Here is a 24939-nt window from a genome sequence, read left to right as displayed (position 1 = left end):
ATTAAAACGTGTTAGTTTTAGTCTATATAATCTTCAATAGGATTACAAGAACAGATTAAGTTTCTGTCGCCAAAAGCATCATCTACTCTACGTACCGAAGGCCAAAATTTATTGTCAGCAATATAATCTAAAGGAAAAGCAGCTTGCTTACGTGTGTAAGGTAAAGTCCACTCATCAGCAGTTAACATCTCTTGCGTATGTGGTGCGTTTTTTAATGTGTTGTTACTGTTATCTTTTGTAGCATCTGCTATTTCTTTCCTAATAGAAATCATAGCATCACAAAAACGATCTAACTCGGCAACACTTTCAGATTCAGTTGGTTCAACCATGATAGTTCCGGCAACTGGAAAAGAAACCGTTGGCGCATGAAAACCATAATCCATCAAACGTTTTGCAATATCAACAACTTCAATTCCGTTTTGTTTAAAAGAACGACAATCTAGTATCATTTCATGCGCAGCACGATTCATTTCACCAGAATATAATGTGTCGTAATGACCATTTAAACGCTCTTTAATATAGTTAGCGTTTAAAATAGCTAACTTAGTAGAGTCTGTTAATCCGTTAGCACCTAGCATTGTTATGTATCCGTAAGAAATTAAGCAGGCTAACGCTGATCCCCAAGGAGCAGCAGAAATAGCAGTAATTGCATTTTCTCCGCCAGTAGTGACTAAAGGATTTGTAGGTAAAAATGGTACTAATTGCGGTGCAACACAAATTGGACCAACACCAGGGCCACCTCCACCGTGCGGAATAGCAAAAGTTTTGTGTAGGTTTAAGTGACAAACATCAGCGCCAATGGTAGCTGGATTTGTTAACCCTACTTGAGCATTCATATTGGCTCCATCCATATAAACTTGACCGCCATTATCATGAATAATTTGCGTAATTTCCATAATAGCTTTTTCATACACACCATGTGTTGATGGGTAGGTAACCATTAAGGCAGCTAAATTATCTTTATGTTTTTCTGCTTTTGCACGTAAGTCTTCTACATCAATATTTCCTCTTTCATCTGTTTTGGTAACCACTACTTTCATACCAGCCATTACTGCTGACGCAGGATTGGTACCGTGGGCAGATGCAGGAATTAAACAAATGTTTCTATTAGCATCATCGTTAGATTCGTGATAAGCTCTAATTACCATTAATCCTGCAAATTCTCCTTGTGCACCAGAGTTTGGTTGTAAAGAGGTACCTGCAAAACCAGTAACAACATTTAATTGATGTTCAAGATTTTTTAAAACTGTTTGGTATCCTTCTGCTTGATTTAACGGAACAAATGGGTGAATATTACCCCATTGTGGATTACTTAAAGGTAGCATTTCAGAAGCAGCATTTAGCTTCATGGTACAAGATCCTAAAGAAATCATTGAATGATTTAATGCTAAATCTTTACGTTCTAACTTTTTAATATAACGCATCATTTCAGTTTCTGACTGATACGTGTTAAATACTTCGTTATCTAAAAATGAAGTGTTTCTTTTAATATCAAAAGGAATTACATCCGAAGAAGTAAATTCAGTAATTGTAATATCTTGAATGTTAAAAGCTTGCTCAAAACAGTCAACAATAGCGTTAATTTCTTTTAAACTAACAGTTTCGTTTACAGAAATCGAAATATGGTTATTGTCAATATAATTAAAGTTGATTCCGTTTGCCTCGGCAACAGGACGTAATTTATTTGCTTCAACTTCAATTAAAATAGTGTCGAAATAAGCGTTGTTTTTTTGCTTAAAGCCTAAGCTTTCTAAAGCGGTTGCTAAAGTGTTTGTGCTAGCATGAACTTTGTCAGCAATATATTGTAACCCGTCTTTTCCGTGATAAACAGCGTACATACCAGCCATAACAGCTAATAAAACTTGAGCAGTACAAATGTTTGAAGTTGCTTTTTCGCGTTTAATATGTTGTTCACGTGTTTGTAATGCCATACGTAACGCACGACCACCATCTACATCTTTAGTAACGCCAATTACACGACCAGGAAGGCTACGCTTGTATGCTTCTTTCGTTGCAAAATAACCAGCATGAGGTCCTCCATAACCTAACGGAATACCAAAACGTTGGGTTGTTCCTACAACAACATCGGCACCAAACTCACCAGGAGCTTTTAGTTTAACTAAAGATAAAATATCAGCAGCTACAGCTACTTTTATGTTTTTTTCGTTACAGTTGGCTACAAAGTCTGTATAGTCACAAACTTGTCCATGTTTTCCAGGGTATTGAAGTATTGCTCCAAAAAATGCTGAAGAAAAATCAAATTCTTCATGGTTTCCAATCACTAACTCAATTCCGATAGGGATAGCACGTGTTTGTAAAACAGATAATGTTTGTGGTAAAATTTCTTCAGAAATAAAGAATTTATTTACACCTGCTTTTTTCTGAGCACGTTCACGTACATCAAATAACAAAGCCATTGCTTCGGCAGCAGCAGTACCTTCGTCTAATAAAGAAGCATTTGCAAGTTCCATTCCTGTCAAATCACAAACCATTGTTTGGTAATTTAATAAAGCTTCTAAACGACCTTGTGCAATTTCTGCTTGATAAGGAGTGTAGGCGGTATACCAACCTGGGTTTTCTAATATGTTACGTTGAATAACACTCGGTACAATTGCCTCGTGGTATCCTAAACCAATATAACTTTTAAAAACCTTGTTTTTAGCTCCTAATTCGTTAATATGATTTAAATACTCATATTCACTCATTGCAGGCGCTAAATCTAATCCATTTTTAAGACGAATATCGTCAGGAATAGTTTCAAAAATTAATTGATCTAAACTATCAGCTTTAATAGTTTTTAACATTTGTTCTTGGTCCTTTACACGAGGGCCAATATGTCTTAGTTGAAATGAATTTGTGTTCATTCTGTGTTGTTGTTTTTAAGTGGCTCAAAAATAATGAAATTGTCTAATTTTTAGGGTATAAATTTTCGTTAATAGTGATATTTTATTAACTAAATGTTAGGGTTATAAACATAAAAACTATTTTTGTGTAATGAAGTTTTTTAAAAAACTACTTGATTTTTACATAAACGCTAGTATTCATGTTGCTTTAGCGGTGTATGCTTTTGTGCGAATTACTGAGTTTTATCTTGACTTGAGTTATAATGAGTCGTTAGATTTTTTTCTTTTTTTTGCAACAATTACAGGTTATAATTTTGTAAAATATGCAGGAGTAGCCAAATTGCATCATCGAAGTTTGACAAAGAACTTAAGAGTGATTCAACTTTTTTCTTTAAGTTGTTTTTTGTTGATGTGTTTTTATGTAAGTAGACTAAATGTAGAAACCTTACTTTTTTTTATACCTTTCGGATTGTTAACGTTTTTATATGCAGTTCCTTTTTTTAGTGGATTTCAAAAAAACCTAAGAAGCATCGGTTATTTAAAAATTGTTGTGGTAGCCTTAGTTTGGGTTGGAGCAACACTATTTCTTCCTGTTTTTGATGCAGCAGTAGTATTTACAAGTAAAATTTTTATAATGGCAGTGCAGCGTTTTTTATTAGTAATGGTGTTGATATTGCCTTTTGATATTAGAGATGTAAAATACGATGCAATTTCACTACAAACCATCCCCAAAAAAATAGGGATACAACAAACTAAAAAACTAGGATATGTTTTGTTAATGTTTTGCTTAGTTTTTGAATTTATAATTGCATCAAAACAAGAGTTTAAAATAGTGTTTTTAATAGTTTTTGTAGCAATATTGTTTTTATTAATGCGAGCTTCAAAACAACAAGCAAAATATTATAGTTCTTTTTTTATAGAGTCGATTCCTATAATTTGGTGGTTATTATTGTTAATAGTTTAGTGTTTTTGTTAATAAAACAACGCAAACCTTTTCGAAGATTATTGCCTTTTTTATTAATTTGATTTGTATTTTTGATTGCTTATCAATAATATAAGTACGATGGCACCAAAAAGAAGTTTCGTTTTCGATTTTGATAGTACGTTAACAAGAGTTGAAGCATTAGATGTTTTAGCGGAGATTACTTTAGAAAAAAATCCGAAGAGAGAAGCCGTTATTAGAGAAATTGTCGAAATAACAAATCAAGGAATTGATGGAGAAATATCCTTTCCACAATCTTTAGAAAAACGCATTCAATTATTAAATGCCAAAAAGGCAGATTTACCAATTCTTATTACTGAATTAAAAAAACATGTTTCCTCATCTATCGAAAGAAATAAAGAGTTTTTTGAGCAGTTTTCTGATGACATTTATGTGATTTCAGCAGGATTTAAAGAATTTATAGATCCGATTGTGGCTGAATATAATATTCCATCCGAAAGAGTATTTGCTAACACTTTTCAATTTGATGAAAACGATTTAATTGTTGGTTTTGATGCTAATAATTCACTCTCAAAACATAATGGAAAAATTGAATGTTTACAAAACTTAAACCTACAAGGAGAAATACAAGTAATTGGTGATGGATACAGTGACGCGGTAACAAAAAAAGCAGGTGTTGCTGATACTTTTTTTGCCTATACCGAAAATATATCTAGAGAAAAAACAGTAGCCAATGCTGATTATATTACACCTAATTTAGACGAATTTTTATACCTAAACGATTTGCCAAGAAATATATCATATCCAAAGAACAGAATTAAAATATTATTATTAGAAAACGTACATGCCGATGCTTTTACAAAATTAACAGCCGATGGTTTTTCGGTTGAAACAATATCAAAAAGTTTATCAGAAGATGAGTTGATAAAAAAAATTAAAGACGTACATGTTTTAGGTATTCGATCTAAAACTCAGGTAACTAAAAAAGTAATTGAAGCAGCAGAAAAATTAATGGTTGTTTCAGCATTTTGTATAGGTACTAAACAAATTGATTTAGATGCTTGTAAAGAAAATGGAGTGGTAGTCTTTAACGCACCTTATAGTAATACACGATCGGTAGTTGAACTGGCAATTGGCGAAATTATTATGTTAATGCGTAGTGTTTTTCAAAGAAGTACAGAATTGCATAACGGACAATGGAACAAAACAGCACAAGGTTCGCGTGAGGTTCGTGGGAAAAAACTGGGAATTGTTGGTTATGGAAACATAGGTAAACAATTATCAATTTTAGCAGAAGCTTTAGGAATGGATGTGTATTATTATGATGTTGAAGATAAATTAGCGTTAGGAAATGCAACCAAAATTTCTACACTTAAAGAATTATTAAATATTTCTGATGTAGTAACCTTGCATGTTGATGATAATGCAGCAAATAAAAACTATATAGGGAAAGAAGAAATTTCACAAATGAAAGATGGCGTGCATTTTGTAAATCTTTCTCGTGGATTTGTAGTAGATATTGAAGCGCTGGTTGAGGGTTTAAAATCAGGTAAAATAGCAGGGTGTGCTATAGATGTTTATCCGGAAGAACCAAGAAAAAATGGTGATTTTATTACGCAGTTAAAAGGTTTAGATAATGTTATTTTAACACCACATGTTGGTGGAAGTACAGAAGAGGCGCAAAAAGATATTGCCGATTTTGTACCTAATAAAATTATGGCATATATAAATTCAGGAAATACAGTAGATGCCGTAAATTTTCCGAATATAAGATTGCCACGTCAAACAAATGCACATCGTTTTTTACATATTCATAAAAACGTACCAGGTGTAATGGCAAAAATTAATAAAGTTTTGGCTGAGTATGAATTAAATATTACAGGGCAATACTTATCAACAGATGCTAAAGTAGGGTATGTAATTACAGATATTGACAAAGAGTACAATCAGGAAGTGTTAAATGAACTTCGTAAGGTTGAAGGAACTATAAAATTTAGAGTACTTTATTAAGAGTGATTTAATGGAGGAGAATGATAAAAGTCTTGTAAATTTTACAAGGCTTTTTTTATAAAGAATTAAAATCTTCTAATGAATTTTCAATTAAAGTAGCTCCTTTTTGCAGAATAGATATATAGTTTTGTACGTTTTCTAATTTAAAGCGACTAGAAGGTCCAGATGCACTTAAGCTTGCAATTACTTTTCTGTTTTTATTAAAAATAGGAATAGCTATGCATATTAAACCTAATTCAAACTCTTCTAAATCTAAAGCATACCCTTGTTTTTTTATGATATGTAACGCTGTTTTTAATTTAGGAACTTTAGTAATTGTTTTTTGAGTATATTTAGTGAAATTGTTGTTTTTAAAATATTTTTCTTGCTTTTCAATAGAAGAAAAAGCTAAAAGTAATTTACCTGATGCTGTTGCATGAATTGGTTGATAAGAACCAATAGAGGTACTTATTTTTAAACCCTGTAAGCTATCAGCTTTATTTATGTAAAAAACTTGCTCTTCTTTTAAAATAGCAAGTAATATTGTTTCTTGTATTTCTAAAGCTACATTTTTAATAGGATGATTAGTCACTGTAATTAAAGATTGGTATAAAGAAACACGATTCCCTAATTCAAAAAGTTTACTACCTAAACAATATTTTTCATTTTCATTCTGATGTATAACATTTAAAGAAACCAAAGTACTTAATAATCTATAGGTTGTACTCTTATTATAGCCTGTTTTATTCGCTAATTCACGAACACCCCATTCTTTTTTATCATTTGTAAAAGCATCTAAAACGGTAAACGCTTTTATAATTGATTGGTTTAAATTTTTGTTGTCAATCATTATTTTTTGAAAATCATTTTTGCTAATATAATAAAAATGTGTAAATTTATAAAACACCGTTTCATTTAATGAAACACTTTTGTTTTTTGATTTGTTTATAAATCAAGTATCTTTAGTGTTTAAAAAGAAAGGTTTTTTTGAAATAAAAAGAAGCATGTATAAAGCAACACTCGATTACGCACAACAACAAGATAAAGAAGATAAATTAGCGCACTTGCGCAATCAATTTCATATACCAAAAGATAAAGAAGGTAATGAATGGTTGTACTTTACAGGGAATTCGCTTGGGTTACAACCTAAAAATACTCAAAAATATATTCAACAAGAATTAGATGATTGGGCTAATTACGGAGTAGAAGGTCATTTTGAAGGAAATACCCCCTGGTTGCCTTACCATGAGTTTTTAACCGAGAGTATGGCGAAAATTGTAGGAGCAAAACCGCTAGAAGTTGTGGTGATGAATACCTTAACGACCAACTTACATTTGTTAATGGTGTCTTTTTATCAACCAACAAAAAAGAAATATAAAATTGTAATAGAATCTGATGCATTTCCTTCAGATAGATATGCCGTACAATCTCAATTAAAATTCCATGGATTTGATGTAGCAGATGGATTAATTGAATGGAAACCAAGAGCGGGAGAAGAGTTATTAAATATTGAAGATTTAGAAACAATTGTTGCTGAGCAAGGAGATGAAATAGCATTGCTATTGATAGGTGGTGTTAATTATTATACCGGTCAATATTTAGATTTAAAACGTATTGCTGAAATAGGACATTCAAAAGAATGTTTTGTAGGGATTGATTTAGCACACGGAGCAGGTAATATATCACCAGAATTACATGATTCAGGAGTCGATTTTGCAGCTTGGTGTACTTATAAATATTTAAATTCAGGCCCAGGTAGTTTAGGAGGATTGTTTGTACACGAAAAACATGCACATAATAAAGAATTGCCACGTTTTTCTGGTTGGTGGAATCATAATAAAGAAACACGATTTAATATGCGTCAGCCGTTTGATGTAATGGCAGGGGCAGAAGGTTGGCAATTAAGTAATCCGCCAATATTATCTATGGCAGCTATTAAAGCTTCTTTAGATATGTTTGCTGAGGTAGGAATGGAAGCTTTACGAGAAAAATCAGAAAAGCTAACAGGATATTTCGAGTTTTTAATCAATCAAATAGGTTCTGATAGTATTAAGATTATTACACCATCTAATCCAAAAGAAAGAGGTTGTCAATTATCTATTCAAGTAAAAAATGCAGATAAAAGTTTGCATAAAAAACTAACAGAAAATAATATTATTACCGATTGGAGAGAGCCAGATGTTATCCGTTGCGCACCAGTACCAATGTATACGAGTTTTGAAGATGTATATAAAATGGTTTCGGTTTTAAAAGGATTGTTGTAACAAAACCAAACCTCACAGGTTTTTAAAACCTGTGAGGTTTAATTTATCAAAATATGAATAAAAAAGATAACATACTAATAATAGGAGCTGGTTTATGCGGAAGTTTATTAGCTTTACGATTAGCGCAAAGAGGGTATAAAGTTGCCGTATATGAAAGTAGACCCGATTTACGAACTACTGATATTTCAGCAGGAAGATCAATAAATTTAGCATTATCTGATCGCGGATTTAAAGCCTTACGTTTATGTGGTGTAGAAGAAAAAGCACGTGAAATATGTATTCCAATGTATGGGCGTTTAATTCATGATAGTAAAGGAAATACTTTTGCTTCTAATTATTCAGGAAGAGAAGGAGAATACATAAATTCAATTTCTCGTGGCGATTTAAATGGTATTTTGTTAACTGAAGCCGAAAAGCATGAGAATGTAACTATTCATTTTAATAAGAAATGTAGTTCGGTAGACATAGAAAATACCATTGCACATTTTAAAGATTATAAAACCAAAGAAGAATTTTCTATAAATGCGGATGTAATTTTCGGAACAGATGGCGCTGGTTCGATATTGAGAAAAAGTTACTACTTAGAAAGAAAATTCTTATTTAGTTATTCGCAAAATTATCTATCACACGGTTATAAGGAATTAGAAATTCCTGCAGATGCCTTAGGGAATCATCAAATAAGTAAAGAGCATTTACATATTTGGCCTCGTGGCGAGTATATGTTAATAGCATTGCCAAATATGGATGGAAGCTTTACTGTGACCTTATTTTTAAGTTATGATGAAGGAGAATACAACTTTAATAATTTAACATCTGAAGAAAAGATAACTTCATTTTTTGAAACACAATTTCCGGATGCTTTAGCGTTAATTCCGAGTATAAAAGATGAGTTTTTAAATAATCCAACAGGTGCATTAGGTACTGTAAAATGTTCGCCATGGCATTATCAAAACAAAACCATTTTAATGGGAGATGCAGCACACGCTATTGTTCCGTTTTACGGACAAGGAATGAATGCTTCGTTTGAAGATATAACTGTTTTTGATGAAATTTTAAGTCATTTCGAGCGCAGTCGAGAAATAGAAGATTGGGAAACAGTTTTTAAAAGGTACGAGAAGGTAAGAAAAGAAGACACCGATGCTATTGCAGATTTAGCAATTGATAATTTTCATGAAATGAAAGATCATGTTGCTAATCCGATTTTTAAAGAAAAGCGAAAGTTAGAAATGACTTTGGAAGAGAATTTTCCTTCAGCATATTTTTCAAAATATTCGATGGTAACTTTCAATGAAAATATTTCGTATGCTGAAGCAATGAAAAAAGGAAGAGCACAAGATAAAGCGTTATTAAATATGGTTGCGCATCATGATTTAGATGCAATTACTGATTTAAAAGAAGTACTTAAAAAAGTACAAGAAGAAACAAACGAAATTTTAGAAGAGGATAAAATTGCAGGGATGTAATGTGTAAAATACCTCACAGGTTTTTAAAACCTGTGTGGTCTCAAAAATAAATATGAAAACATATATTGTTTTATTACGCGGAATTAATGTATCGGGAAAAAATAAACTCCCGATGGTTGAGCTACGTGAATTATTAAAAGGTTTAGGTTTTAAAAATGTTGAAACCTATATTCAGAGTGGTAATATTATTTTAAGTTCAGATAAAACAAAAGTTGAGGTTTGTAAAAAAGTAAATAAAGGAATTGCTGATAAGTTTGGTTATGATATTCCTGTGCTAGTAAGAACGCCACAAGAATGGACAGCGGTAATTGATAAATACCCTTTTTCAATAGAGAATGAAAAAATAGTTGCTTTTACTTTTTTAGATAAAACAACAAGTGAAACTGAAATTGAAATAAAAGGAATTAAAGAAGATCAATATAAAATAACGGGTGATGTAGTTTATTTAAACTGCCCATCAGGTTTCGGAAAAACAAAATTGACGAACAATACAATAGAGAAGAAATTAAATTTAATCGCCACAACAAGAAATTATAAAACAACTTTAAAGTTATTAGAATTAGCGAAAGACCTCACAGGTTTTTAAAACCTGTGAGGTCTACACAATAAATAGATGAAATACGAAATCTTACAATCAAATAATTATTACCATATTTTCAATCAAGGAAATAATGGAGAAAATATCTTTATAGAAGATGTTAACTATATTTATTTCTTAAAATTACTCAAAAAGTACGTAAATCCTATAGCTAATGTTTTATCGTATTGTTTATTAAAAAATCATTTTCATTTATTAGTTCAGATAAAAGAAGTAGCAGAAGAGAAAAAAGTATCTAAATCATTTTCTAACCTATTTAATTCATACTCAAAATCAATAAATAAGAAGTATAATAGAAGTGGTAGTTTATTTAGAGACCGATTTAAGAGAATTAAGGTTGAAGAAGAAGTCTATTTAAAAAAGTTAATAATTTATATAAATTTAAATCCAATTTATCATCAATTTGTAACGAGCTTAAATGATTATAAACACTCATCATATTTAAGTCTTATTTCAGAAAAAAGTACTTTATTAAAAAGAGAAGAAGTGCTGTTTTTATTTGAGAATAAAGAAAATTTTATACACCATTTAACTTACAAAAAATTGGAGTTTGATGAAAAATTGGCGGAATTAGTTTTAGAATAATTAAATATAGACCTCACAGGTTTTTAAAATCGATAAGGTCTTTTAAGTAAAATAATTATGGAGAAAAAAGTAACACCAAGAGGCGCATATCCACACGTAAAAGTTGTAGGAGATTTTATTTTTGTATCGGGTACAAGTTCACGACGAGCAGATAATACGATTGCAGGAGTAGATATTATTGATGAAATGGGAACCAAACATTTAAATATCGAAACACAAACACGTGAGGTTTTACAAAACATAGATAAGAATTTACAAACAGTAGGAGCAAGTTTAAAAGATGTAGTTGATGTTTCTACGTTCTTAGTAAATATGAATGATTTTGCAGGCTATAATAAAATATATGCTGATTTTTTTGAAAAAGAAACTGGGCCAACACGTACAACAGTAGCAGTACATCAATTACCACACCCTGATTTAGTGGTAGAAATAAAAGTAACGGCTTATAAAAAATAAAAATAGAGGAAAAACCTCACAGGTTTTTAAAACCTGTGAGGTCTAGTATAGAGTATGCATATAAAAAACTACATAAACGGCGAATTTGTAAATCCAATAAATGGAAATTACATTGATAATTACAATCCTTCAATAGGAGAAGTGTATGGTCAAATTCCTAATTCATCAAAAGAAGATGTTGAGTTGGCATATAATGCTGCCAAATCTGCCTTTAGGCAGTGGTCAGAAACAACCTTAGACCAAAGAAGTAAAATATTATCGAAGATTGCGGAATTAATAAAAGAGAAATTATCTTTTTTAGCAGAAGCAGAATCTAAAGACAACGGAAAGCCAATTAGTTTAGCCAAACAGATTGATATACCAAGAGCAGCAAGTAATTTTCAGTTTTTTGCAAATGCCATTACGCAGTTTTCATCAGAAGCACATGAAAGTGTTGGTTTAAATGCGATGAATTTCACTTTGCGACAACCAATTGGTGTGGTAGGTTGTATTTCTCCGTGGAATTTACCGCTGTATTTATTTACATGGAAAATTGCTCCGGCAATTGCAGCAGGAAACTGTGTGGTAGCAAAACCAAGTGAAGTAACACCAATGACAGCTTATTTATTAGGAGAAATCTGTAATGAGGCAGGCTTACCAAAAGGAGTTTTAAATATTGTTCACGGTTTAGGAGGATCAACAGGACAAGCAATTGTAGCACACCCGAATATTAAAGCAATTTCATTTACTGGAGGAACAACTACTGGAGCACATATTGCACGAGTAGCAGCGCCAATGTTTAAGAAGTTATCTTTAGAGTTAGGAGGGAAGAACCCTAATTTAATTTTTGCAGATTGCGATTACGATAAAATGTTAGCAACCACAGTTAGATCTTCATTTGCAAATCAAGGTCAGATTTGTTTATGTGGAAGTAGAATTTTTGTGGAAGAAAAAATATATGAACGATTTAAAAAAGATTTCGTTCAAAAAGTATCTGAATTAAAAGTTGGAAATCCAGCAAATAGCGATACAAATATTGGAGCTTTAGTGTCTAAACAGCATTTAGAAAAAGTAAAAAGTTATATAGATATTTCTGAACAAGAAGGCGGTAAGATTCTTTTTGGAGGCAAAACTGTGACTGTTGCGGGCAGTGAAAATGGTTATTATTTACAACCCACAATAATTGAAGTAACGGATAATAAATGTCGATTGAATCAAGAAGAAATTTTTGGACCTGTTGTTACCATTATGCCTTTTAAAACAGATGAAGAAGCATTAGCATTAGCAAATGATGTAAAATACGGATTGTCAGCAACGTTGTGGACAAATAATCTAAACAGAACTATGCAAATATCAAAACAAGTTCATGCAGGAATTGTTTGGGTAAATACTTGGTTAATGCGCGATTTAAGAACCCCGTTTGGAGGGCAAAAAGAAAGTGGCGTAGGGCGCGAAGGAGGTTTTGAAGCATTGCGCTTTTTTACCGAACCTAAAAATATTTGTATTAAATATTAAATAATGTCAGTTCGAGTGATTTTGAGGAACGAAAAATTGTATCGAGAACTAAATAAAAATAATGAATAAAGAAATACGACAAAAAATAATTGAAGTTTGTAATGAGAAAATTGCAAAAAAAGGAGATAATGTAGGTTTGTCTTTCTACGCATTTTTCAAGAATAAAAATGACAATCCGAAGCTGTTAATGGAGGTTGCAAAATGGTGGATTGAAACTCATGAGTTAGATCATTTTGAAAAAGCAGTAAAGATTAAAGCAATGATTTTAGAAAATAAATAAGAACCTAGAGAAAAGAATCAAGAAAAAAGATGTAAAAATCTTTCTTCTAACATCTTTTTTCTTTCATCCATAAATTATGAATTTAAACATACAAAATAAAAACGCCTTGGTTTGTGGAAGCACGCAAGGAATAGGAAAAGCATCGGCAATTGGTTTGGCACAAGAAGGTGTAAACGTAACGTTGATTGCTCGTAACGAAGAAAAGTTAAAAGCTGTTTTAACTGAACTACCAGAAGGGAATCACAGTTATATTGTTGCCGATTTTTCAAATCCGAATGAATTAAAAGAAAAAATTGAAGCATCAAAATTAAACTTTCATATTTTAGTTAATAACACAGGAGGTCCTGCAGGAGGTCCTATTTTTAACGCCGAAATAGATGAGTTTGAACGCGCTTTTACACAACATTTAAAATGCAATCACGTATTGGTACAAGCAGTGGTTCCGTTTATGAAAGAAGCAGGTTTTGGAAGGGTAATTAACGTAATTTCTACTTCTGTAAAACAACCTTTAGAGGGTTTGGGAGTTTCAAATACCATTCGTGGTGCAGTTGCAAGTTGGTCTAAAACATTGGCAAACGAGCTAGGGCAATTTAATATCACCGTAAATAATGTATTGCCAGGAGCTACAGGAACAGAAAGATTAAAAGAAATTATAAACAATAAGGCTGCAAAAACAGGACTTTCTGTTGATGAGGTTTCAACAAATATGATGAATGCTTCACCAGCTAAACGTTTTGCGAAACCAGAAGAGATTGCCAATGCAGTGGTTTTTTTAGCAAGTGAAAGCGCAAGCTTTATTAACGGAATTAACGTTCCTGTTGATGGTGGAAGAACGAAAAGTTTATAAATAAAAAGCCATGGAAAAGAAAAAACTAGAATTAGATATTTCTTCTGAAAAGAGACGATTTAAAGAACATTTGGACTTACTTGATAATAATCAGATTATATTTTCGGGGATTTTTGGAATTGGGAAAACTTATTTTTTAGATAAGTTTTTTAAGCAGGAGCAAAAAAGCTATGAAATAATTAAAATTTCACCTGTAAATTTTTCTATTTCTAGTAATGATGATATTATTGATTATATTAAATATGATATTATTTTTCAATTATTATCAAAAGGAATTGCTTTCAAAAAAACAGCTTTTTCAAAAGAATTAACATCTCAAATGTATGTTAAGGAGAATTTTATAGAAATAGGAACACTTTTAGCTAAGAATGCAACAAAGATAAATAAGAGTTTTGCGGCTGTTTTTGGTTTTTTAACAGATTTAAAAGAAAAAATAGATGACCATAATGAAGGTGTTAATATAGATGAAGAAAAAGCGTTAATTGATTTTTTAACATCGATAAAAGATAAAATAGGTTCTATTTATGAAGAAAATCATTTAACGGTTTTAATTTCAGGATTAATTAGCGGCTTAAAAGCAGACGGTAAGGAGGTTATTTTAATAATTGACGATACAGATAGGTTAGACCCTGAGCATGTTTTTAGAATTTTCAATGTTTTTGCTTGTCATTTTGAATTTGGTAAAACACAAGAAAATAAATTTTCAATTGATAAAGTTGTTCTTGTTTGCGATATTGATAATATTAGAAAAATGTTTTATAGCAAGTATGGGCAGGATGTTGATTTTTCAGGATATATTGATAAGTTTTATAGTAACGAAATTTATTATTTAGATTCTAAAAAAGTTATTACGAATTCTATTTTTAGATTGTTAAGTTCTGTTAAAAATAAAGAAGGAGTTGAACAACAATTAGCCAAATCTATTCCTGTTTTACAATGTATATTAATTGATATGGTAGAAACGAATTCAATAAATTTAAGAAGTTTATTGAAAATGAATACTTCAACTTTTGAATTTGATAAAAATAATTTTAGAAAAAAATATCGTTTAGTATTTGTCTTTGATTTTTTAACTTTTTTATTTGGGGCTAAAATGAGTTTGGAAATAGCATTGAAAAAGTTGTCAAATAATAAAAAAAAATCCAATCAATTAGAAATTGGAGATATAATTGCTTTTTTAGAATTAGATAAACACAAAGAAGAAATAACTGAATATAATTATAAAAATAAAGCTTTAGATTTAAAAATATCATATAATTTTCATAATGAATTCCCTGGTGATTATATAACGTCTAATATAAGGGTGGAAAATATGAAAGGTGAATTAAAAAATATTGTTCCTTTATATGATTTGTTAAATTTAGCTTTTGATAAATATAAAAATTACAGTTTTTAGATTGATAATAGGAAAATAAAATTTGCGTTAGGGATTGCAGCGGCATCCTTTTTATGTTAATTCGAGTATTTTATTTTGAAGTGATAACAAAAAAATAAAATGTATCGAGAATACATAAAAAGATACAGCGAAAAGCCCGACCTTTAGGGAACGCCCAAAATATATAGATATGAATTTAGTACAGCCTTTAAATTTTAAAAAGTGGATTGATGAAAACCGTCATTTATTAAAACCGCCTGTTGGTAATAAACAAGTTTGGGATAATGGCGAGTATATTGTAATGGTTGTTGGTGGACCAAATAACAGAAAAGATTATCATTATAACGAAACACCCGAATTTTTTTACCAAGTAGAAGGTGATATGGTTTTAAAAATCATAGACGATAAAGGTAAAATGATTGATGTGGAGATTAACGAGGGCGATATTTATTTATTACCGGGAAAAGTACCACATTCACCACAACGAAAAGAAAACACGGTTGGGTTGGTTATAGAATATCCGCGTGCTGAAGGAATGTTAGATGCCTTGGAATGGTACTGTGAAAATTGTGGAAGCCCGTTGTACAGAGAAGAATTTGCGTTGGATAATATTGAAACCGATATGCCTATTATTTTTGATAAATATTATTCAGATACTCAAAAATGTACTTGTGCTAATTGCGGAACAGTAATGGAAGCTCCTAATAAAATTAAATAAAAATTGCCTTAATTAAACCATCAAGTAAAAGATGACAAAAAGAAAACTACGTATAAACGGACATTCACATTTATTACCATACCCAGAACAGATTCCTCAATTTATGAAGGAAAAAGAAATTTTTTGGGTAGATGATGAACGAAAACACATGTTACAAAAAGGTTGGAAACGACCAGTAACTGATTCTAGTTTTTTTTTAGATGAAAAACTACGATGGATGGAAAAAAATAAATTAGACCATGCCGTAGTTTTAAACTTATCGCAATTATATGGTAACGGATTGCGTTTAGAAGAAATGAAAAAAGCTTTGCGTTTTCAAAACGATTTTAATGCAAAAGTACAACATGATCATCCAGATAAGTTTACCTGTGGTTTTGTGGTACATCCTGGTTTTATTTATGGGGCGTTATATGAAATGGAACGTTGTGTTGAAGAATTAGGTTTAAAAGTATTATGCTTACCAACGCATTTTATGGATTCGATAGGGCAGTGGCGTTGTGTGTTTGATAAAGAAAATGATCGCATTTTTGAATTAGCAGATAAATATAAATTAGCTATTGAAATTCATCCGTATGACGGTGATAAGATGATTAAGTTAGAAAATACCAATTGGCGTTTTCATTTAATTTGGATGTTGGCTCAATGTGGTGATGCGTATCATTTTTATACTTTAAACGGTATGCAAGAGCGTTTTCCGAATATTAGAACCTGTTTTGCACATGGTGGGCAATTGGCACAAATGAATTTAGGACGTCGTATTCAAGGATTTGACGGAAGACCAGATTTGTTTGAAGGGAAAACGCATCCAAGGAAAGCAGTTGGGCATCCAAATATCTTTTTTGACACCTTGGTACATGATACAGATTCTTTAAAATTAATGATAGATCGCCAAGGATCAAATCAAGTAATTATGGGGTTAGATGATCCATATCCGTTAGGAGAAATGGAAAGTGATGCGCAATCATCATATCCAGGAAAGTTGTTAGATTTAGCAATTGATAGAGATATTATTAATCAAAAACAATATGACGAAATTTGGGAAGATAATACCTTACGTTGGTTGTTTGGTGATGATGAAAAAGCAAAACAAGATTTAATATCGAAAATTTTAAAATAGCATGTCTGAAGTTACCCAATTTCATAACATATCACATATTTTTATTTCCTTTATAGGTGCAGTTTTACTATTAGCAATTTATTATAATATTACTAAAAGGTTTCAGCAAGTATTAGCAGAAGGAAATGTAATAAAGCGGGTAGATAAAGGCTTATTATATTTAAGTTTTGGTATGTTGGTTTGGGTAATTTCAGGTATTTGGGCATATGTAGCAGGTTATTTTAGTTTTACTAAAACTGTTAGTTATCAAATAGGTGTAAATATTTTATCAACTGTTAATAATTTGTTTTGGTTGTTGGCATTGTATTATGTGTATGATGCACCAAAATTTATTTATCAGAATGAAAAAAATGTAAAAATTATAGGGATTATAATTGTAGCAGTAGCTTCATTAACCATGTTATTGTCTTTTTTTGTAGGTAAAGAGGTTTATTATGGTGTAAAAATAACGGCGGTTCCTGATGTGTTATTAACTACTTTTTTGTGTTATTTAATGGGAGTTTCTTTTTTTAGAACCTTTATGCATCGAGATTTAAAGTTAGTGGCTATTATTTCGGTCATTGTAATTTCGTTGTTATTTGTATCACAATTATACGATGTTTTTGTTGGGTTAGATAACGATTTTGTAAACCTGATGATTCGTATTATAGCCAAAACCTCTTTGGTTTCTGTCTTTTTAGTATTGGCAACAAGTTGGGTAATTCAATTAGCGCACACTCCGAAACCTAATGAGATTCGGGTTAAATTTTTAGATTGGTCTTTAATACAGTTAAGTGTACCATCTAAAGGTATTTATGAACAAAAAATTGACTTTGGGTCAAAAACAACACAGTATAAAAATTTATTAAATTTTGCGTACAGAAGAAAATTTGCTGAAGCTTCTAATCAATCTATTGTTGTAAATTCAGGAGGCGAAATTAAAAGTCAAACCTATTTAACTAGAATCGTTGATAATATAAATTCGATACTTCAGTTAGAAGAAAACGATCGATTGGAGCGCAAAGATTTAATCACGTTTATAGGCGAAAGTAAATATCGTTTGCGTATTTTACCTGAGCATATATTTATTGATGAAGCGTTATTAGAAGAGTATAAGCATTAATTATAAAGTGTTTAGTTGTCCTAATAAGTTAATAAGTTTGCTTTTTGTTTTAGCGTAATTGTATTGGTTTTTTACTTCTTTTAAATTGTTTTCAATTAATTTTACTTCTCTATAATTAATTAAAAATAATGAACTTTCGCCTAACGAAAACTTTCGTTCTTCACTTTTAACGATTGTTTTGTAATCATTAACTAAGTTTTTAAGAATGATATTTTGTTTTTTATACGAGGCAATTTCTTGCTTTGTAGCTTTAATTTTGTTTAGCAATATTGTTTTTGTGGTTGCTATTTCAAAATCTAAATCTTGTATTTTTAATTTTGCTAATTTTAAATCACCTCTTGATTTTCTTAAAAATAACGGAACGCTAACTTGAAGTGAATTTTTGTAATTAGATACGTTAAAGGCATCTAGATTATCTACTTTAGCACTTAATAAATTGTATTGAAAATCAATTTTAGGTAATAAGTTGTTAACTTTTAATCGTTTATTTATTTCTAAATTTTTTCTTTTTAATTCTAATAATTTTATTTTCGGATGGTTACTTATACGATTTTCAATAATCGTATTTGATGTTGATTTTAAAAGTCCATCCATCTTATAATACGTAGTGATATCTGGTACTACTTCTTGCTTTAATTCCATCGGAATATTAGCATCAATCCATAAAAAATTAGAAAATTCTAATTTTGATTTCAAGTATTTAATGTTAGCTTTTTCTAAATCTAGTTTTCGACTTTTTAAATTAATACTCGCTTCTAAGGTATCAACAGCAGCCTTATCACCAGCTTTAAAGCTTTTAACAACATTCTTTAAGCGATTTTCTGCGTTTGCATGATAATTTTTGTAAATAGTGTGTTGTTGGTAATATTGAATCCAATTTAGATATGAGTCTATAACATCAAATAAAATATTGTTTACCAATAATTGCTGTTCTAGTTTACCTTGTTTTGTATATAGTTTGGCTTGTTTTAAGGTAGCCATTCGCTTATTGATAAATAAATTTTTAGCTAAAGGAATACTTACACCAATGTTGTATAAACCATTTTTAGGAGTTTTAAATTGAGGGTTTAAATATTGACCAGAGTTGTTTTCATAACTCGCCTTTAATTCAATACCATACCAAGTTGGTACTTTAAAAGTTGAGGTTAGTTTTTTATAATAATCGGTGTTTTTAAATTCTTTTTTGTCGTAATCAACCTCAATTTTAGGGTCAAAAGCACCACGAGCTTTCATTAATTTAGCTTCGTTTTTACTGGTAATAAGTTTTGCTTGTTTTAAAATAGGGTGATGTTTTTTAACATACCCTAAGCTTTCTTCTAATGAAAGTGTGTTGATAGATTGATTTTGAGAAAAAGATATAAAACTTATAAATAGGTGTAAAAAGGATAGTTTTTTCATCATTTCTTTTTCTTTGAATTTGTGTTTTTAGGTTGGTAAAAATTAGGAGGAAAGCTATTAATTTGCCTCCATAATTCATACCAAATAGGTACATTTTCTAACAAAGCAATTGTTTTTGCTCCTGAACCAATTCTAATAGCTTTAGGCCATGGTTGTTTGTTATTGTTAGGAACGATTAAAACTCGATACTTACCATTATCGCTAATAAAATTTTCGATGGCAATTATTTTAGCTTCGTAAGTTCCGGTAGACATATTTGGCCAACCGCTAAAAATTATTGCTGGCCAGCCATCAAACTGAACCCTAACTTTTTCGTTAATATGTATTAGTGGTAAATCAATTGGTTTTATATACATTTCTACTGCTAAATCATATGTAGCAGGCATAATATTCACTAATTGTTCACCTTCTTTAAAAGTTTCACCAATACCAGACTTTATAGTTTTATTGATGTAGCCATCTTGGGGTGCAGTAACATATAATAGAGAGCTTCTTTTATTGTAATTAGCAAGATTTGTTTCTAATTTAGAAACTTGTATTGCCGTTTCATAAGCTCCAGATTTAGCAGAATATAAACTACTTTCAGCTTTTGATATTTTGTCGATATAAGAAGCTCCTATACTTGAAATAGCAATTTCAGCATTGATAATATTGTTTTTAGAAGTTAATAGTTTATTTTTTTGAGAGATAACTTTTGCTGAGTATTCTTGTAATTTAGCTTTCTTTTCTTCAACATCTTTTACCGCTTTTAAACCTTCTCTTTGTAATGTAAGTGTTCTTTCATATTGAGTTTTGGCAATGCCTTGCTTTATTGTTGCTGTTTCTAAATCAATACTATCACTAGTAACTTTTAAATAAGCTTGTTGTAATTTGTTTTTTGCTTGTTGTAATTTTAGCTTACGTTCGTTTTGTAAACCGTTAATTTGTCTTTTTAAAGCAGCTACTTTATTTGTATAAGATTTTTCTGAGAGGCTTTTAGCGTTTAATTGATTACCGGTTCTTTCAGCTAATTTGGTGTCAAAATAATTACTCTTTATTTCAGATATTCTTAAAATAGTATCTCCTTTTTTTACAAAATTACCTTCTTGAATAAACCATTCTTCGATACGTCCAGGTATTTGAGATTGTATCGTTTGTGGTCGTTGGTTGGGTTTTAATGTAGTAACATTACCGGTGCTAGTTACATTTTGTGTCCAAGGTAAAAACAAGGTTATTAAAAGTATAAGTAAAAAAAAGAGTAAAAATTTTTTAAACTTTTTATGGTGCTCTTTTCTAAAAACTCTTTTACCTGATTTTAAACTAGATAAATCTATTTGATTTGCCACCGTATTATTAGATATGTTTAACATTTTATCTGTTTAATTATTAATAATAATACCTTTTTTTAGGGTAATTTTTTTTGTGCATTTTAGTTCCCAACTATCGTTACTGCTAACAATTATTAAACTCCACTCTTGTTGAGGTTTTGTAATAAAATCAATAATTGTTTTTGCTTCATTTTTTTCAAATTGATCTAAAGGATCTTCTAAAATTAATAATTTAGGCTTTTTTATAATTGCTCTTGCTAAAATTATTTTTTTGGCAATAGTGTAGCCTATAAGTTTTCCTTCAGGTTTTAAATAAGTATCCAAACCGTAGGGTTGATTTTTTAAAAAATCGGTTAAACCTACAATAGTAAATATTGAATAAATTTCAGAATCAGTAATTGAACTATCTCCAAAAGTTATGTTTTCTCTTATAGTTCCTTTAAAAGGAGTTTCTTCTGATAAAGACAACCCTAAATTAGCTCTGTAATCATTAATCTGTATACTTGTTAATGCTAAATCGTTAACAAATATATTACCTGCTGTAGGTTTTATAAGTCCACAGATTAGTTGAATTAAACTAGATTTGCCAGAACCACTTTCTCCTTGAATTAAAATTCGATCTTTTGGATTTACTTTAAGTGATATGTTATTTAAAATTACTGAATTTTCTTTGTTCATTTTATAAGAAACATCTTGAACTTCAATTGTAAAGGGAGTTGTTTTATCTATCTTAGTTCCGTTTTGATTTTCAATAGGTTTATCAATCACTTGCCCTAGTTTTTCTATTGAGGTAAGCACATCGTAAAAAGACTCTAACCCCAAAATTAGTTTTTCAACAGAGTTAATTACTAGTAATATAATTATCTCCGCAGCAACAAATTGACCAATATTCATTTGTTGATTTAATACTAAAAAACCACCCATTAAAAGTAAGCCAGCTGTAATAATAACTTTAAAACTAATCATTTGAATGTATTGAATGATTAATATTTTAAAGTGGCTTTCTCGAGAGTTTAAATAATCATTAACTAACGCATCGCTTTTTTCTAAAGCATGTTTTGTTTTGCCTGATAATTTAAAACTGATTATTGTTCGGGCAATTTCTTGCAACCAATGTGCTACTTTATACTTGTTTTTAGATTCGTTTAAACTTGTTTCTAATCCTGTTTTTGCGGTATACTTAAAAACTACATAAATTAATACTAATAATAAAGCACCAAATAAAATAAAAAAGGCATGATAAAATGAAAGTAATAATAAGGCAAAAACAATTTGTAAAAATGCTGACGGAACATCAATTAAAACTTTTGAAATTCCTTTTTGAATTGTGAGCGTATCAAAAAAACGATTTGCCAATTCTGGCGGATAATAATTTTGCAATTCGCTCATTTTAATTTTCGGAAAACGATAACTTAGTTCTATCGATGCTCTTGTAAATATACGTTGTTGTATGGTTTCTATAATTCTAATTTGCATTAGTTTTAATACACCACTAAAAGCAACCCCTATGGTAACTAAAATTACAAGAACTATCCAAGAAGCTGAAATTTGGGCGCCTTGTAATAAATTTATAATTGCTTGGATTCCTAAAGGAAGCGATAAGGCAACAATACCTTCAAAAATAGCATAGTATGATATTTGTAAAATATCTTTTTTTTCTATTTTTAAAAGTCCTAAAAAACGTTGCCAAGGAGTTAATTTACTCTGAATCATTTGTTAATGTGTTTAATGTTAGGTCTATAAAAAATGAAGTCGGTGAAATATTATTATTGCAATTTGTTAACGTTTTAAAATGTTGTTTTATAAACTGTTGATGTAAGGCTCCTTCAATAATTGTACTTGCCAATGTTAATGGGTGTTGGTAGTTGTTATCATAAATTATAATTATATCTGCTAAACGTCTAATTACTTCTTTATAAAGCTTAAAAAAGCCTTCTTTATTTTCAATATCTACGTCTTTTGTGGAGTATGATTTTGAGTTTTCGTTAATTACAATTAAGTTTAACAAAATTTCATTAATGTGCGAAAAATTACTGTCTTGTTCGGTTGTTTTTGTAACTACTTTAATAGCTTTTATTAGTTTTTCCTTCGGATTATTAATGCTATAGGTTTCTATTACCAATTGATATTGTATCCAACCCCAGTACCATGAAGTTAAATAAATTAATAGCTTATGTTTACTTTCAAAATATCGATAAATAGAGCTTTCATTTGAACCAATTAATTTTCCTAACTTTTTAAAGTTAAAGCTTTCAAAACCAATCTCTTCTATTACTTTTATACTGTTTTCTATTATTCTTTTTCCTAAATCAGATGTTTCAGGGTCTTTAATATAGATTCCCGAAGGGATTTCAATTTTAATATTTGATAATAAATTTTTCATAAAATAAAATTACACATGCAAATATAATAGTAATACTATTAATAAAGAAAGTGTTTGTGTTAATTTAATTTTAACATGACAGTTTTTAAGAGTTACAAAAACTCACAAGCACTTATTTTTTAGTATAATAAGCCACAATGCTTTTTAATTTTATTAAAGGAAGATAGGTTTGTGAAAAATTTATTTTATGAACACACAAACATCTACATCAAATTTTATGGGACATCCAAAAGGATTGTTATATCTTTTTTTTGCTGAATTATGGGAACGATTTTCGTTTTACGGAATGCGAGCTTTACTAGTTTTATACATGACCAAACATTTGGTATATTCAGATGAAATGTCGTTTGGAGTTTATGCTGCTTATATGTCGCTCGTATATGTAACCCCGATGATTGGCGGTATACTTGCAGATAAAATTTTAGGATTTAGAAAAGCAATCTTATTAGGCGGAGTATTAATGGCATTGGGTCATTTTTTATTAACCTTTGAGCAGCCGATTTTTTTTTATGGATCATTGGCTTTAATTATTGTCGGAAATGGATTTTTTAAACCCAATATATCATCATTTGTAGGTGATTTATATGAACAGGGAGATGTACGCAGAGACGCAGGGTTTACCATATTTTATATGGGAATAAATATTGGTGGAGCTCTCGCACCTATAGCATGTGCTTGGTTTGCTGAAGTGTACGGTTGGCATTACGGATTTGTATTAGCAGGAATTGGAATGTTATTAGGTTTGCTTGTTTTTCAAAGAGGACTTAAGAATAATACATTTAAAGATAAAGGGCTGGTTACTAATGAAAAACTATATAATGAAACTGTTTTTGGAATAAAAAAAGGAAATGTTATTATTATTGCCGCATTTTTGTCGGTGCCAATTTTTGCCTTAATTGTACGATTTCATCAGTTTGAACATTATTTAGTTTGGGTAGTTTCATTATTTTTAATCGCCTACATCACACATATTTTAAAAAAAGTAAGTAAAACCGAAAAGCAGCGTTTATTAGTTGCTGTATATTTTACGGTTTTGTACACATTGTTTTCAGCTATTTTTGAACAGGCAGGTAGTTCGTTAACACTTTTTGCAGATAGAAATGTGAATTTAATAGGAATGAGTGCAGCAGGTACCAATAGTATCAACTCTGGATTTATTATTTTATTAGCAATTCCGTTTTCTATGTTATGGACCTTTTTGAGTAAAGTTAATAAAAACCCTAATTCTGTAATTAAATTCGGACTAGGGATGTTGTTTTTAGGACTTGGATTTGTTATTTTCGGCATGTCAGCAAACCAAGTAGACGCTTTTGCAAAAACACCAATGTTTTACTTAATAATTGGGTATTTAGTGTTAACAATAGGAGAGTTGTTTTTATCGCCTATTGGTTTGTCAAAAATGACAGAATTATCGCCTACAAAATATGTCGCTTTTATTATGGGAGTTTGGTTTTCTGCAAATTTTTATGGACATTTTTTTGCAGGTAAGATAGCGAAACTAACTACTGTTTCAGAAGGTGATTTAGGTGTTTTTTCAACAGGAATATTTGGAGAAATTACTCGGTTTGTTACAGGGGTATCAAGTAGTGTAGTTTTAGAAAAAGGAATTGTATTTCAACAGTTATATTCGTATGTTTCAGTATATGCAAGTTTCGGAGTTATAGCTTCGTTAGTTGGGGTTTTGGTAATTGTTTTTTCATCTCCTATAAAAAAAATGATGCACAATATTCATTAAAAAAGTAAAACACCAAAAAGCCTTTGATTTAATCAAAGGCTT

General features: G+C 30.3%; 21 protein-coding genes. 15 read left to right on the top strand and 6 right to left on the bottom strand.

What is annotated here, in order from left to right:
- Positions 1 to 17: 17 nt before the first annotated feature.
- The gene (gene gcvP, locus Q4586_RS11240) at positions 18 to 2864 is read right to left on the bottom strand and encodes an aminomethyl-transferring glycine dehydrogenase (protein ID WP_303529041.1); all 2847 of its coding nucleotides are present in this window, start codon (positions 2862 to 2864) and stop codon (positions 18 to 20) included.
- A gap of 130 nt (positions 2865 to 2994) precedes the next feature.
- On the opposite strand from gcvP, the gene Q4586_RS11235 reads away from it, so the two are divergent.
- Positions 2995 to 3807 carry a UbiA prenyltransferase family protein gene (locus tag Q4586_RS11235; RefSeq protein ID WP_303529039.1) on the top strand — a complete coding sequence of 271 codons (813 nt, stop codon included), beginning with the start codon at positions 2995 to 2997 and terminating at the stop codon, positions 3805 to 3807.
- A gap of 99 nt (positions 3808 to 3906) precedes the next feature.
- The gene (serA, locus tag Q4586_RS11230) at positions 3907 to 5796 is read left to right on the top strand and encodes a phosphoglycerate dehydrogenase (RefSeq protein ID WP_303529037.1); all 1890 of its coding nucleotides are present in this window, start codon (positions 3907 to 3909) and stop codon (positions 5794 to 5796) included.
- A gap of 55 nt (positions 5797 to 5851) precedes the next feature.
- Here the strand turns inward: serA and Q4586_RS11225 are convergent, their stop codons facing one another.
- Positions 5852 to 6625 (bottom strand): IclR family transcriptional regulator, encoded by a 774-nt coding sequence (locus tag Q4586_RS11225; protein ID WP_303529035.1) that lies wholly within the window; start codon positions 6623 to 6625, stop codon positions 5852 to 5854.
- A gap of 154 nt (positions 6626 to 6779) precedes the next feature.
- Between Q4586_RS11225 and kynU the strand changes: the two genes are divergently transcribed.
- From kynU to Q4586_RS11165, 12 genes are all read left to right on the top strand, one after another.
- A complete protein-coding gene (gene kynU, locus Q4586_RS11220; RefSeq protein WP_064967430.1) occupies positions 6780 to 8039 on the top strand; it encodes a kynureninase in 1260 nt (419 codons plus the stop codon).
- 53 nt (positions 8040 to 8092) lie between these two features.
- On the top strand, positions 8093 to 9502 hold the full coding sequence (locus Q4586_RS11215; protein WP_303529032.1) for an FAD-dependent oxidoreductase: 1410 nt from the start codon (positions 8093 to 8095) through the stop codon (positions 9500 to 9502).
- 52 nt (positions 9503 to 9554) lie between these two features.
- A complete protein-coding gene (locus Q4586_RS11210) occupies positions 9555 to 10088 on the top strand; it encodes a DUF1697 domain-containing protein (protein ID WP_068706017.1) in 534 nt (177 codons plus the stop codon).
- A 27-nt stretch (positions 10089 to 10115) separates the two neighbouring features.
- Positions 10116 to 10685, top strand: a complete 570-nt coding sequence (locus Q4586_RS11205) for a transposase (RefSeq protein ID WP_303529031.1) — start codon at positions 10116 to 10118, stop codon at positions 10683 to 10685.
- Between the two features lie 57 nt (positions 10686 to 10742).
- Positions 10743 to 11141: a RidA family protein gene (locus Q4586_RS11200; RefSeq protein ID WP_176715001.1), complete on the top strand. Its 399-nt coding sequence runs from the start codon at positions 10743 to 10745 to the stop codon at positions 11139 to 11141.
- A gap of 54 nt (positions 11142 to 11195) precedes the next feature.
- The gene (locus Q4586_RS11195) at positions 11196 to 12635 is read left to right on the top strand and encodes an aldehyde dehydrogenase (RefSeq protein WP_303529030.1); all 1440 of its coding nucleotides are present in this window, start codon (positions 11196 to 11198) and stop codon (positions 12633 to 12635) included.
- Between the two features lie 61 nt (positions 12636 to 12696).
- Positions 12697 to 12915 carry a DUF6500 family protein gene (locus Q4586_RS11190; protein ID WP_303529029.1) on the top strand — a complete coding sequence of 73 codons (219 nt, stop codon included), beginning with the start codon at positions 12697 to 12699 and terminating at the stop codon, positions 12913 to 12915.
- A 76-nt stretch (positions 12916 to 12991) separates the two neighbouring features.
- Positions 12992 to 13762: an SDR family oxidoreductase gene (locus Q4586_RS11185; RefSeq protein WP_068706026.1), complete on the top strand. Its 771-nt coding sequence runs from the start codon at positions 12992 to 12994 to the stop codon at positions 13760 to 13762.
- 10 nt (positions 13763 to 13772) lie between these two features.
- Positions 13773 to 15158: a P-loop NTPase fold protein gene (locus tag Q4586_RS11180; RefSeq protein WP_303529028.1), complete on the top strand. Its 1386-nt coding sequence runs from the start codon at positions 13773 to 13775 to the stop codon at positions 15156 to 15158.
- 169 nt (positions 15159 to 15327) lie between these two features.
- Positions 15328 to 15855 carry a 3-hydroxyanthranilate 3,4-dioxygenase gene (locus Q4586_RS11175; protein ID WP_068706028.1) on the top strand — a complete coding sequence of 176 codons (528 nt, stop codon included), beginning with the start codon at positions 15328 to 15330 and terminating at the stop codon, positions 15853 to 15855.
- 31 nt (positions 15856 to 15886) lie between these two features.
- Positions 15887 to 16972 (top strand): amidohydrolase family protein, encoded by a 1086-nt coding sequence (locus Q4586_RS11170; protein WP_068706030.1) that lies wholly within the window; start codon positions 15887 to 15889, stop codon positions 16970 to 16972.
- A 1-nt stretch (position 16973) separates the two neighbouring features.
- A complete protein-coding gene (locus Q4586_RS11165; RefSeq protein ID WP_303529025.1) occupies positions 16974 to 18074 on the top strand; it encodes a hypothetical protein in 1101 nt (366 codons plus the stop codon).
- On the opposite strand, the gene Q4586_RS11160 is transcribed toward Q4586_RS11165, so the two are convergent.
- From Q4586_RS11160 to Q4586_RS11145, 4 genes are read right to left on the bottom strand one after another with little or no spacing between them, the layout of a single operon-like run.
- On the bottom strand, positions 18075 to 19475 hold the full coding sequence (locus Q4586_RS11160; protein ID WP_303529023.1) for a TolC family protein: 1401 nt from the start codon (positions 19473 to 19475) through the stop codon (positions 18075 to 18077).
- Complete coding sequence (locus tag Q4586_RS11155; RefSeq protein WP_068706032.1) at positions 19472 to 20821, bottom strand: HlyD family secretion protein; 1350 nt, start codon at positions 20819 to 20821, stop codon at positions 19472 to 19474. The genes Q4586_RS11160 and Q4586_RS11155 overlap by 4 nt, the downstream gene beginning before the upstream one ends.
- 9 nt (positions 20822 to 20830) lie before the next feature.
- A complete protein-coding gene (locus Q4586_RS11150) occupies positions 20831 to 22492 on the bottom strand; it encodes a peptidase domain-containing ABC transporter (RefSeq protein WP_068706033.1) in 1662 nt (553 codons plus the stop codon).
- Positions 22479 to 23162, bottom strand: coding sequence for a TetR/AcrR family transcriptional regulator (locus Q4586_RS11145; protein WP_303529020.1), 684 nt, complete (start codon positions 23160 to 23162; stop codon positions 22479 to 22481). Before Q4586_RS11145 ends, Q4586_RS11150 begins: the two co-directional genes overlap by 14 nt.
- A 187-nt stretch (positions 23163 to 23349) precedes the next feature.
- Between Q4586_RS11145 and Q4586_RS11140 the strand changes: the two genes are divergently transcribed.
- Positions 23350 to 24897: a peptide MFS transporter gene (locus Q4586_RS11140; protein ID WP_303529018.1), complete on the top strand. Its 1548-nt coding sequence runs from the start codon at positions 23350 to 23352 to the stop codon at positions 24895 to 24897.
- Positions 24898 to 24939: the final 42 nt, after the last annotated feature.

Origin of the sequence: Tenacibaculum soleae (genome assembly GCF_030549005.1) — a bacterium.
GTDB lineage: Bacteria > Bacteroidota > Bacteroidia > Flavobacteriales > Flavobacteriaceae > Polaribacter > Polaribacter soleae.
Note: the sequence above shows the minus strand (reverse complement) of the source record. Positions and strands in the feature narration are given on the sequence as shown.

What these genes read in the sequence shown, in the direction of transcription:
- gcvP (WP_303529041.1), bottom strand. Translation starts at nt 2,864, where the DNA reads ATGAACACAAATTCATTTCAACTAAGACATATTGGCCCTCGTGTAAAG.
- Q4586_RS11235 (WP_303529039.1), top strand. Translation starts at nt 2,995, where the DNA reads ATGAAGTTTTTTAAAAAACTACTTGATTTTTACATAAACGCTAGTATT.
- serA (WP_303529037.1), top strand. Translation starts at nt 3,907, where the DNA reads ATGGCACCAAAAAGAAGTTTCGTTTTCGATTTTGATAGTACGTTAACA.
- Q4586_RS11225 (WP_303529035.1), bottom strand. Translation starts at nt 6,625, where the DNA reads ATGATTGACAACAAAAATTTAAACCAATCAATTATAAAAGCGTTTACC.
- kynU (WP_064967430.1), top strand. Translation starts at nt 6,780, where the DNA reads ATGTATAAAGCAACACTCGATTACGCACAACAACAAGATAAAGAAGAT.
- Q4586_RS11215 (WP_303529032.1), top strand. Translation starts at nt 8,093, where the DNA reads ATGAATAAAAAAGATAACATACTAATAATAGGAGCTGGTTTATGCGGA.
- Q4586_RS11210 (WP_068706017.1), top strand. Translation starts at nt 9,555, where the DNA reads ATGAAAACATATATTGTTTTATTACGCGGAATTAATGTATCGGGAAAA.
- Q4586_RS11205 (WP_303529031.1), top strand. Translation starts at nt 10,116, where the DNA reads ATGAAATACGAAATCTTACAATCAAATAATTATTACCATATTTTCAAT.
- Q4586_RS11200 (WP_176715001.1), top strand. Translation starts at nt 10,743, where the DNA reads ATGGAGAAAAAAGTAACACCAAGAGGCGCATATCCACACGTAAAAGTT.
- Q4586_RS11195 (WP_303529030.1), top strand. Translation starts at nt 11,196, where the DNA reads ATGCATATAAAAAACTACATAAACGGCGAATTTGTAAATCCAATAAAT.
- Q4586_RS11190 (WP_303529029.1), top strand. Translation starts at nt 12,697, where the DNA reads ATGAATAAAGAAATACGACAAAAAATAATTGAAGTTTGTAATGAGAAA.
- Q4586_RS11185 (WP_068706026.1), top strand. Translation starts at nt 12,992, where the DNA reads ATGAATTTAAACATACAAAATAAAAACGCCTTGGTTTGTGGAAGCACG.
- Q4586_RS11180 (WP_303529028.1), top strand. Translation starts at nt 13,773, where the DNA reads ATGGAAAAGAAAAAACTAGAATTAGATATTTCTTCTGAAAAGAGACGA.
- Q4586_RS11175 (WP_068706028.1), top strand. Translation starts at nt 15,328, where the DNA reads ATGAATTTAGTACAGCCTTTAAATTTTAAAAAGTGGATTGATGAAAAC.
- Q4586_RS11170 (WP_068706030.1), top strand. Translation starts at nt 15,887, where the DNA reads ATGACAAAAAGAAAACTACGTATAAACGGACATTCACATTTATTACCA.
- Q4586_RS11165 (WP_303529025.1), top strand. Translation starts at nt 16,974, where the DNA reads ATGTCTGAAGTTACCCAATTTCATAACATATCACATATTTTTATTTCC.
- Q4586_RS11160 (WP_303529023.1), bottom strand. Translation starts at nt 19,475, where the DNA reads ATGATGAAAAAACTATCCTTTTTACACCTATTTATAAGTTTTATATCT.
- Q4586_RS11155 (WP_068706032.1), bottom strand. Translation starts at nt 20,821, where the DNA reads ATGTTAAACATATCTAATAATACGGTGGCAAATCAAATAGATTTATCT.
- Q4586_RS11150 (WP_068706033.1), bottom strand. Translation starts at nt 22,492, where the DNA reads ATGATTCAGAGTAAATTAACTCCTTGGCAACGTTTTTTAGGACTTTTA.
- Q4586_RS11145 (WP_303529020.1), bottom strand. Translation starts at nt 23,162, where the DNA reads ATGAAAAATTTATTATCAAATATTAAAATTGAAATCCCTTCGGGAATC.
- Q4586_RS11140 (WP_303529018.1), top strand. Translation starts at nt 23,350, where the DNA reads ATGAACACACAAACATCTACATCAAATTTTATGGGACATCCAAAAGGA.